Raw genomic sequence first — 10,170 nt, forward strand, 5'->3', positions numbered from 1 at the left:
CGACCCGCCGCCGGACCAGGGGCCGCACGCCACCGCGACGCCCGGCAGGCCCAGCCCGCGCCGGTGCCGCACCAGGGCCGTCGCCTCGGCGGCGGCGCCGTCCCCCGCGGCGCCCAGCGGCGGCGCGGCCGAGGTGAACACCACGAACGCCGACAGGTCCGCGCCGCGGGTCAGCTCGTGCAGCCGCCAGGCCGCCGCCAGGCCGTCCTCGCCGGTGACCGTGTGCACGACGGCACCCAGCGGGAACTCCTCCGGGACCCGGGCCAGCACCGCAGCCAGGGCGTCGCGGTCGGCCGGGTCGCAGTCCGCCGCCGTGATCCGCGCGCCCGCCGCGGCGAGGTCGGCCACGACCTCGGAGTCCGCCGCGCCGGGGCCGGCCAGCAGCAGGTGGTCGGCGGCGCGCTCGGCCAGCCACCGCGCCGTGTGACCGGCGGGCCCGGCCGGGTCGCCGGTGAGCAGCACGGTGCCGCCCGGCCGCCAGGGCCGGTCCGCGGCCGCGCCGCCCAGCGGGGCCCGCGCCAGGCGGCGTACGAACACTCCCGACGTGCGCACCGCGCACTCGGGCTCGTCGCCCCGCAGCACGCCGGCCAGGTCGTCGGCGAGCCGGGGGCCCGGCGTTCCCGGCACGTCGACGAGGCCGCCCCACAGCTCCGGGACCGCGCGGCCCAGCGCCCGACCCGCGCCCCACACCCGGCCGAGGCCCGCCGACACCGGCTCGTCCCCGCCGACCGACTGCGCGCCGCTGGTCACACACCACAGCCGGGCGCCCGCCGCGTGCTCTCCCACGGCCCGTGCCAGGTCGCGGAGCAGGTCGGCGGCGCCCGCGTCACCGGCCACCAGCACCACGCCGGCCACGTCCGGCCCGGGCCCCGAGGCCGGTTCCGCGCCGGACTCCAGGGCCGGTTCCGCGCCGGGCTCCGGCCGGTCCGAGGCCAGCCACCGCGCCAGCGCGTCCGAGGCGTCGCCCTCCTCGGCCGCTTCCGCGCCGACCACCTGTGCCCCGGCCCGCTCCAGCCCCTCGACGACCGTGCGCGGCGCTCCCGGCGCGGCCACCACCAGCCACCGTCCCGGCAGCCCGCCGGCGCCGCGGGCGCCGATCGGCCGCCACACCTCCCGGTAGCGCCACCCGTCGAGCGCCCCCCGGTCGCGGCACTCCTGCCGCCACGCCTCCAGGGCCGGCACCAGCGCGTCCAGCGACGCTCCGGCGCCGACCCCCAGCAGCGCGCCCACCTCCGCCACGTCGCCTCGCCGGACCGCCTCCCACAGCGGCTCCTCGCCGGCGCCCGGGCCCGGGGCGCCGCCCACGGCCCCGCCGGCCGCGGGCTCCACCCAGTACCGCTGGCGTTCGAAGGCGTACGTGGGCAGCGCCAGCCTCCCGCGGCTCCCGGTGGCCGGTCCCACGGCGGCGGACCAGTCCACCCGCCCGCCGGAGACGAAGAACGCGGCCACGGACGCCAGGAAGCGGCTCATGCCCCCTTCGCCGCGCCGCAGCGTGCCCAGCACCAGGGCGTCCACGCCCATCTCGTCCAGGGTCTCCTGCACTCCCACCGAGACGGCGGGGTGCGGGCCGGCCTCGACGAACACCGTGTGGCCGTCCTCGGCGAGCGCCCGCGTGGCGTCCTGGAAGCGCACCATCTGGCGCAGATTGCGGTACCAGTACCCGGCGTCCAGTTCGCTGCCGTCCATGCGCTCGCCGGTGACCGTCGAGTACAGGGGTACGTCCCCGGTACGCGGGCGGATCGGGGCGAGCAGGTCGAGCAGGCGCTCCCGGATGGCCTCGACCTGCGGGGAGTGGGAGGCCCAGGCCACCTTGAGGTTCCGGGCGGGCACGCCCTTCGCGGACAGCTCCGCCAGCAGGGCGTCCACGGCCTCCGGGGTGCCGGAGACGACGGCGGAGCGCGCGCCGTTGACGGCCGCCACGGACAGCTGCTCGCCCCACGGGGCAAGGCACTCCTCCAGTTCCGCGGCCGGCAGGCCCACCGACAGCATGGCGCCCTGACCGGCCAGCGCCAGGAGCGCCTGGCTGCGCAGCGCGGTGACCCGCGCGGCGTCCTCCAGCGACAGCGCTCCGGCGACGCAGGCGGCGGCGATCTCGCCCTGGGAGTGGCCCGCCACCGCGTCGGGCCGTACGCCGTACGAGCGCCAGAGCGCCGCCAGCGACACCATCACGGCGAACAGCACGGGCTGTACGACGTCCACCCGGTCCAGCGGCGGCGCGCCCGGCTCGCCGCGCAGCACGCCCTCCAGGGACCAGTCCACGTACGGCGCGAGGGCTTCGGCGCAGACCGCCATCTGCTCGGCGAAGGCGGGCGACTGGTCCAGGAGCCGCACGGCCATGCCGTCCCACTGGGTGCCCTGTCCGCCGAAGAGCATGGCGATCCTGCCGTCGGCGGCGGGCAGGGGCGGCCCGTCGACGAGTTCGGGGGCAGGGGTGCCGGCGGCCAGCGCCTCCAGCCCCCGTAGCACTCCCTCCCGGTCCTGCGCCACCACCACCGCACGCCGCTCGAACACCGACCGCTCCCCCACCAACGCCCGCGCCACACCCACCACGTCCAGGCCCGCGTCCCTCTCCCCGCCCAGCCGTCCATCTCCCACCACGCCCAGCCCCGCGTCTCCCACCACGAACTCCCGCAGCCGGCCCGCCTGACCCCGCAACGCCCCCACCGACCGCGCCGACACCACCCAGGGCACCACCGCACCAGACGCCCCGTCAGCAGGCGCCCCGGCCTCGGGCGCCTCGACCTCGGGCGCCTCGTCGTCCTCGGGGGCCTCCTCCACCACCACATGCGCGTTCGTCCCACTCACCCCGAACGACGACACCCCAGCCCGCCGCACCCGACCACCCCGCGGCCACTCCACCGCCTCACCCAACAACCGCACCCCACCACCCGACCAATCCACATGCGGCGACGGCGCATCCACATGCAAACTCCGCGGCAACACCCCCCGCTCCAACGCCAACACCATCTTGATCACACCCGCCACCCCAGCCGCCGCCTGCGCATGCCCGATATTCGACTTCACCGACCCCAACCACACCGGCTGACCCACAGGCCGATCCCCGCCATAAGTGGCCAGCAACGCCTGCGCCTCAATCGGATCACCCAGAGTGGTACCAGTGCCATGCCCCTCCACCACATCGACATCCGAAGGAGACAGACCAGCGCTGGCCAACGCCTGCCGGATCACCCGCTGCTGCGACGGACCATTCGGCGCCGTCAACCCATTCGACGCACCATCCTGATTCACCGCCGAACCCCGCACCACCGCCAACACCCGATGCCCATGACGCCGCGCATCCGACAACCGCTCCACCAACACCACACCCACGCCTTCGGCCATGCCGGTGCCGTCGGCCGCCGCCGCGTATGGCTTGCACCGGCCGTCCGCCGCGAGCCCCCGCTGCCGCGAGAACTCCACGAACACCCCCGGCGTCGACATCACCGTCACCCCACCCGCCAACNATGACGCCGCGCATCCGACAACCGCTCCACCAACACCACACCCACGCCCTCGGACCAGCCCACGCCGTCGGCCGCCGCCGCGTACGGCTTGCACCGGCCGTCCGCCGCGAGCCCCCGCTGCCGCGAGAACTCCACGAACACCCCCGGCGTCGACATCACCGTCACCCCACCCGCCAACGCCAGCGAACACTCCCCCGACCGCAACGCCTGACACGCCAGATGCAACGCCACCAACGACGACGAACACGCCGTATCCACCGTCACCGCAGGACCCTCGAACCCGAACGTGTACGACAACCGACCCGACAACACACTCCCGGAGACGCCCGTCATCGCGTAGCCCTCCAGGTCCTGTCCGCCGCGCCGCAGCAGGTCGACGTAGTCCTGGTGGGCCATTCCGGCGAAGACGCCGGTGCGGCTGCCGCGCAGCGACGCCGGATCGAGACCCGCGTTCTCCAACGCCTCCCACGAGGTCTCCAACAGCAACCGCTGCTGCGGATCCATCGCCAGCGCCTCCCGCGGACTGATCCCGAAGAACCCCGCGTCGAACTCCGCCGCGTCGTACAGAAAACCCCCATGCCGGGTGTACGACGTGCCCGGCCGTCCCGTGTCCGGGTCCGGGTCGTACAGCCCCGCGAGGTCCCAGCCCCGGTCCGTCGGGAATTCCGATACGGCGTCGCCGCCCGATTCCAGCAGCNGTGCCGGGTGTAGGTGGTGCCGGGCCGGTCCGGGTCCGGGTCGTAGAGGGCGTCCAGGTCCCAGCCCCGGTCCACCGGCAGGCCGCCGATCGCGTCTCCGCCGGACTCCAGCAGCTCCCAGAAGTCCGCCACCGACCGCACTCCGCCGGGGAACCGGCAGGCCATGCCCACCACCGCGATCGGTTCGTCCACGGCCACGGGCCGGTGGCCGGCGGCCTGCGGCGCGGCGGCGGCGCCGAACATCTGCTCCCACGCGTAGTGGGCCAGCGCGGCGGGGCGGGGGTGGTCGAAGACCGCGGTGGCGGACATCCGCAGGCCGGTGGCGGCATTCAGCCTGTTGCGCAGTTCCACGGCGGTCAGCGAGNATGCCGGGTGTACGACGTGCCCGGCCGTCCCGTGTCCGGGTCCGGGTCGTACAGCCCCGCGAGGTCCCAGCCCCGGTCCGTCGGGAATTCCGATACGGCGTCGCCGCCCGATTCCAGCAGCTCCCAGAAATCGGCGAGCGACCGCACCCCGCCGGGAAACCGGCACGCCATGCCGACCACGGCAATCGGTTCCTGCCGGCCGGATTCGACCTCTTCGAGGCGACGGCGGACGTTGATGAGGTCGGACGTCACCCGCTTGAGATAGTCGCGCAGCTTTTCCTCGGTGGTCATTCCCGGCTTCTCCTTGACATTCCTTGAGACATGGGCGGCTTCCCCAGGATGGTCAGGACGCCGTGTGAGTATAAGGAACCCGTCGACTCCTCTCGAACCCCCTAGGGACCCCAGAACGTGGTGACGGGCGGCAACTCTTCCCGGTATCAGGAGCAGAATTCCTTAGCGCTTCCCCATAACGTCCCCAACCCTTCCCGAGAGGCGGCGGCCATGAAATCCTCACGGCACGCGAAACATTTCGGCGGCAAGCTGGTACTGGTCACCGGCGCGGGCAGCGGGATCGGGCGGGCGACGGCGGGCGCGTTCGCTGCGGCGGGCGCGCGCGTGGTCTGCGTGGACCGGAACGCGCTCACCGCCTCGGCCAGCGCGGACCTCGCCAAGCGCCTGGGAGCCGCCGACGCGTGGGCCGAGGTGGTGGACGTCTCGGACGCGGCCGACATGGAACGGCTCGCCGAGCGGGTCGCCCAGGCGTACGGGGTGGTGGACATCCTGGTCAACAACGCCGGGGTGGGCATGTCGGGCCGGTTCCTCGATACCTCGGTGGCGGACTGGCAGCGCACGCTGAACGTCAATCTGTGGGGTGTCATCCACGGCTGCCGGCTGATCGGCCGGCAGATGGCGGAGCGCGGACAGGGCGGGCATGTCGTGGCGATCGCGTCGGCCGCGGCGTTCCAGCCCACGCGCGCGGTACCGGCGTACGCGACGAGCAAGGCCGCGGTGGTGATGCTCAGCGAGTGCCTGCGGGCGGAGTTCGCGGAGTTCGGGGTGGGGGTGAGCGCGGTGTGTCCGGGTTTCGTCACCACGTCCTTCACCGCCGCCATGCACTTCGCCGGGGTGACGGAGCAGGAGCAGGCCCGCCTGCGGGAGCAGGCCGTCCAGACGTTCGGGCGGCGGCACTACCCGCCGGAGAAGGTCGCCGACGCGGTGCTGCGCGCGGTCGTACGCGACACGCCGGTGGTGGCGGTGACGCCGGAGGCCCGTCTGGTGCGGTGGATGAGCCGGTTCGCGCCGCGCCTGCGCCGCGTGGTGGCCCGGCTGGACCCGCCGTCGTGACGGTGGCCGCGGCGTGACGGTGGCGGCGCGGCGGCTTCCGGCCCGTTCCCGGGACGCGTGCCCGGCCCTGGTGCGTGGCGGCTACATGCCGGGCGGCACGGGGGCGAGGGCCATGCCGCCGGAGGCGTCGATGAGCTGCCCGGTGACCCAGCGGGCCGCGTCCGAGGCGAGGAAGGCGACGACGTCGGCGATGTCGTCCGGCCGGCCGAGGCGGCGCAGGGCGGTCATGCCGGACACGCCGTCCACCGCGCCGGGGACCTCGTACAGCCAGCTGTTGGTCTCGGTGTCGTCGGTGATGCCGGGCGCCACCGAGTTCACGGTGATGCCCCGGGACCCGAGTTCGTTGGCCAGCCTGGGCCCCAGCATCTCCAGGGCCCCCTTGCTCATGGCGTACGGGAAGAGGGGCCAGGCGATGCGGGTCACGGCGGAGGAGACGTAGACGATGCGGCCCCCTTCGGCCATGAGCGACAGGGCCCGCTGGGTGACGAAGAACGGGGCCCGCACGTTGACTGCGAAGATCCGGTCGAACTCCGCCGGAGTGACTCCCGAGAATCCGGGCACGAAGCCGTCCCGCTGCGGGGTGGCCGGGTCGTCCGGGGTGGCGTAGACGGCGGCGCTGTTCACCAGCACGTTCAGCGGGCGGCCGTCGAGGCCGGATTCGAGCCCGGCGAACAGCTCGTCGAGACCGCTGTCGGTGGCGAAGTCAGCCCTGACGGGAAAGGCCCGCCCGCCGGCGCGCGAGATCGACTCGACCGTCTCCTCGGCGGTCTCCTTGCGCTGTGCGTAGTGCACGGCCACCAGCATGCCGTCCGCTGCCAGCCGCCGGGCGATGGCTCTGCCGATACCCCGTGACCCCCCCGTCACGAGTGCGGTCTTCTCCTGTTCAGGCGTCATGGTGCCGACCCTCGCAGCGCGTCACGCGACGTTGGAACCCCCTGAAGACCCCGGAAAACCGGTCGTACCGACGGCTCGACCGAGATCCGAGCGGCCTCGGGTACCGTGCGCGCGCCCATCGACTCCACCAGGACTCACCAGGATTCACAGGACTCACCAGGAAAAGAGTTGCGCATGATGAGTGGCAATCCGGAAGCGGCGGAGCAGGACCGGGACGTGCCCGCGCGGCGTGCGCTGAGTGCCGCGAGGCGGGCGGCGGCCATCGCCTCCGCCACCCGCGCGGCCGCCGAGGAGGTGGTCAAGGCGGCCGTCGGAGCGGCCGAGGGCAGCGCCGTGGCCGTGGCGGCGGCGGTCCTGGCCGAGGCCGCCGACAGCGCCGACGGCGCGGCCGCGGCCGCCAGGAGCGCGGCCGCCGAGGCGGGCCAGGCCGNGCGGAAGGCCCGCTCGGGCGGCACCGCGGCCGCTGTGCCGTGGCCCAGCACGGTGGCGGCGTGGTCGCGTACCAGGTCCACCAGCGCCCGCCGCTGCTCGTCGGCGGCCAGCCCGGCCAGCCTGCCGCGCACCGAGCCGACGCCCTCGGCCGCGCCGCCCGCCGCCTCCCACGCCGCGCTCGCCTCGGGTACGCCGCCGAGCACGGGGTCGAGCCGGGCGGCGTTGCCGACGAAGGTCCGCCAGTCGATATCCGCGATGGCCACGCACGTCTCGTCGTGGTCCAGGGCCTGCGCCAGCGCCTCCAGCGCCGGCCGCGGGTCCATGGCCGCCATGCCGTGGCGGCGCAGCCGGCCCGTGTCGTCGGCGGTGTCCGCCATGCCGCCGCCGGACCAGGCGCCCCACGCCACCGACAGGCCGGGCAGCCCGAGGGCACGCCGGTGCCGGACCAGGGCGTCCACTTCGGCGTTCGCCGCGGCGTAGCCGCCCTGGCCCGCGGAGCCGACCGTGCCCGCCAGCGAGGAGAACACCACGAAGGCCGAGAGGCCGGCGTCGCGCGTCAGCTCGTGCAGGTTCCACGCCCCGACCGCCTTGGCCTGCCGGGCCGCGGCCAGCCGCTCGGGCGGCAGGGTCGCCAGCACCCCGTCGTACAGCGCGCCCGCCGCGTGCACCACGGCCGTGAGCGGCGCGTCCTCCGGCACGCCGGCCAGGACCTCGGCGAGCGCCGCGCGGTCGGCGACGTCACAGGCCGCCACGGTCACCCGGGCGCCCGACGCGGACAGTTCCCTGGTCAGCTCCTCGACGCCGTCGGTGTCCGCGCCGCGGCGGCTGAGCAGCAGCAGGTGGACCGGGCCGCGGCCCGCGAGCCACCGGGCCACGTGCCCACCCACGCCGCCCGTGCCGCCGGTGACCACAACGGTGCCGTGCGGCCGCCAGTCCCGGCCGGCCGGGGCCGCTCCCAGGGGTGCCCGGACCAGCCGGCGCGCGAACACGCCCGACGCGCGGACCGCGCACTCCCGTTCGGCTCCTCCGAGGACGCGCACCAGGCCCCGTACCGCTCGCGTGTCCAGACGCTCCGGGACGTCGACCAGGCCGCCCCACGCCTCGGGCGTCTCGATCGCCATCACCCGGCCCAGGCCCCACACGTGGCCCAGGGCGGGCGACCGCACCTCGTCCCCGGCGGCGACCGCCTGCGCGCCGCTGGTCGCACACCACAGCCTGCCGCCCGCGCCCAGGTCGTCCAGGGCCTGGGCCAGCACCAGCAGCAGGGTTCCGGCCGCCGGGCCGCCGGGCAGGAGCAGCACGCCGCTCAGCTCGGGTTCGGGCCCCAGCGCGGCGCGCAGCCGGTGCGCCAGCGCCTCGCGGTCCTCGCATCCCTCGGGTACGGACACGGCGTCCACCCGCGTCCCGGCCCGCCGCACGCCCTCGATGACGGCCTGCCCGACGCCGTCCGCCTCCGCCTCCTCGGTGGCCACCACCAGCCAGCGTCCGGTCAGCACGCCGGTGCCACCGGCGCCGACCGGCCGCCACGCCTCCTGGTAGCGCCACCGGTCCACGACGCCGCGGTCGCGGCACCCCTGCCACCAGGCGCCCAGCGCGGGCACCACCGTGCCCAGCGAGTCCGCCTCGCCGACCCCGAGCAGCGCGCCGACGCGGGCCACGTCACCGCGCTCCACCGCCTCCCACAGCAGCGCCTCGCCGCCGCCCGGCCCGGACCGGCCGGCCGTGCCGGTCCCGCCCGCCTCCAGCCAGTACCGCTCCCGCTCGAAGGCGTACGTCGGCAGCCGCAGCCTGCCGCGGACGCCGGTCTCCCAGCCCATGACCCGGCACCAGTCGACCGGGGCGCCGGACACGAAGAGCCGCGCGAGGGCGGTGACGAAGCTGCTCGGCTCCTCTCGGTCGGACCGCAGGGCCGGGACGAGTACGGCCTGCCCGGCGGCCGCCCCGGGCGCGTCGGCCGGGGAGTCGGCCGGCGCGTCGGCGGGCGCGTCGCGGTGGGCTTCGACGGCGGCCAGGGCCTCCTCGCCCATGCCGCACAGCGTCCCGTCCGGCCCGAGCTCCAGGAACGTGCGCACGCCCTGGGCCCGCAGCCACACCATGCCGTCGCCGAACCGCACCGCCTCCCGGGCGTGCCGCACCCAGTAGTCCGGGGTGCCGACCTCCTCGGCGGTCAGCGGCGCACCGGTCACGTTCGACACGATCGGGATGCGCGGGGCGTGGTACGTCACGCTCTGCGCGACCCGGCGGAAGTCCTCCAGCATCGGGTCCATGCGAGGCGAGTGGAAGGCGTGTCCCACCCGCAGCCGCCGGGTGCGGCGGCCGCGCTCGGCCCAGCGCCGCGCCAGGTCGAGCACCGCGTCCTCGTCTCCGGAGAGCACCACCGAGCGGGGGCCGTTCACCGCGGCCAGCCCCACCCGGGCCCGGATGTCGGCGCCGCTGTCGGCCAGCAGCCGCCCGGCCTCCTCCTCCGACGCCTCCAGCGCCACCATCGCCCCGCCTGCGGGGAGCGCCTGCATGAGCCGGCCGCGCGCCACGACCAGGCGCGCGGCGTCCGGCAGGGACAGCACGCCCGCCACGTGTGCGGCCGTCAGCTCGCCCACCGAGTGGCCGAGCAGGAAGCGGGGGGTGATCCCGCAGCTCTCCACCAGCCGGTACAGCGCCACCTCCAGCGCGAACAGCGCGGGCTGCGCGGTCTCGGTGCGCGCGCACTCCTCGTGTGCCGAGTCGTCGTCCGTGGACCACAGCTTCCGTACGTCCGGCCCGCCCGCCGCGACGCACTCGGCGCACACGGCGTCGAAGGCGGCGGCGAACGCGGGGAAGGCCGCGCTCAGCTCCTGGCCCATGCCGACCCGCTGCGAGCCCTGGCCGGTGAACAGCACCGCCAGCGGGTCGCCCTCGGGATCGGGATCGGGCGCCGACAGGCCGTCGACGAGTTCGGGAGCGGGTTTACCGGCGGCCAGCGCCTCCAGCCCCCGT

Annotated in this window: 4 protein-coding genes and 2 pseudogenes; 1 reads left to right on the forward strand and 5 read right to left on the reverse strand. The window is 75.6% G+C overall.

The features are described from left to right. The 3 genes and pseudogenes from RKE29_RS23725 to RKE29_RS23735 all read right to left on the reverse strand — a co-directional run. On the reverse strand, window positions 1-711 hold a 711-nt coding region (locus RKE29_RS23725; protein ID WP_312007627.1), incomplete at its 3' end, for a KR domain-containing protein. 38 nt (window positions 712-749) lie between these two features. Next, window positions 750-4,525: pseudogene (locus RKE29_RS23730) on the reverse strand (beta-ketoacyl synthase N-terminal-like domain-containing protein); the annotation flags it as partial. Beyond that, the gene (locus RKE29_RS23735; protein WP_312007624.1) at window positions 4,519-4,818 is read right to left on the reverse strand and encodes a beta-ketoacyl synthase N-terminal-like domain-containing protein; all 300 of its coding nucleotides are present in this window, start codon (window positions 4,816-4,818) and stop codon (window positions 4,519-4,521) included. The pseudogene RKE29_RS23730 and the gene RKE29_RS23735, both read right to left, overlap by 7 nt. A gap of 216 nt (window positions 4,819-5,034) precedes the next feature. Between RKE29_RS23735 and RKE29_RS23740 the strand changes: the two are divergent. Continuing rightward, window positions 5,035-5,871, forward strand: a pseudogene (locus tag RKE29_RS23740) (SDR family NAD(P)-dependent oxidoreductase); the annotation flags it as partial. An 81-nt stretch (window positions 5,872-5,952) separates the two neighbouring features. Here RKE29_RS23740 and RKE29_RS23745 read toward each other — a convergent pair. Beyond that, a complete protein-coding gene (locus RKE29_RS23745; RefSeq protein WP_312007625.1) occupies window positions 5,953-6,765 on the reverse strand; it encodes an SDR family oxidoreductase in 813 nt (270 codons plus the stop codon). Between the two features lie 134 nt (window positions 6,766-6,899). Beyond that, the coding region (locus RKE29_RS23750) for an SDR family NAD(P)-dependent oxidoreductase (protein ID WP_312007626.1) at window positions 6,900-10,170 on the reverse strand (3,271 nt) is incomplete at its 5' end.

This window comes from Streptomyces sp. B1866 (assembly GCF_031932565.1).
Lineage (GTDB): Bacteria > Actinomycetota > Actinomycetes > Streptomycetales > Streptomycetaceae > Streptomyces.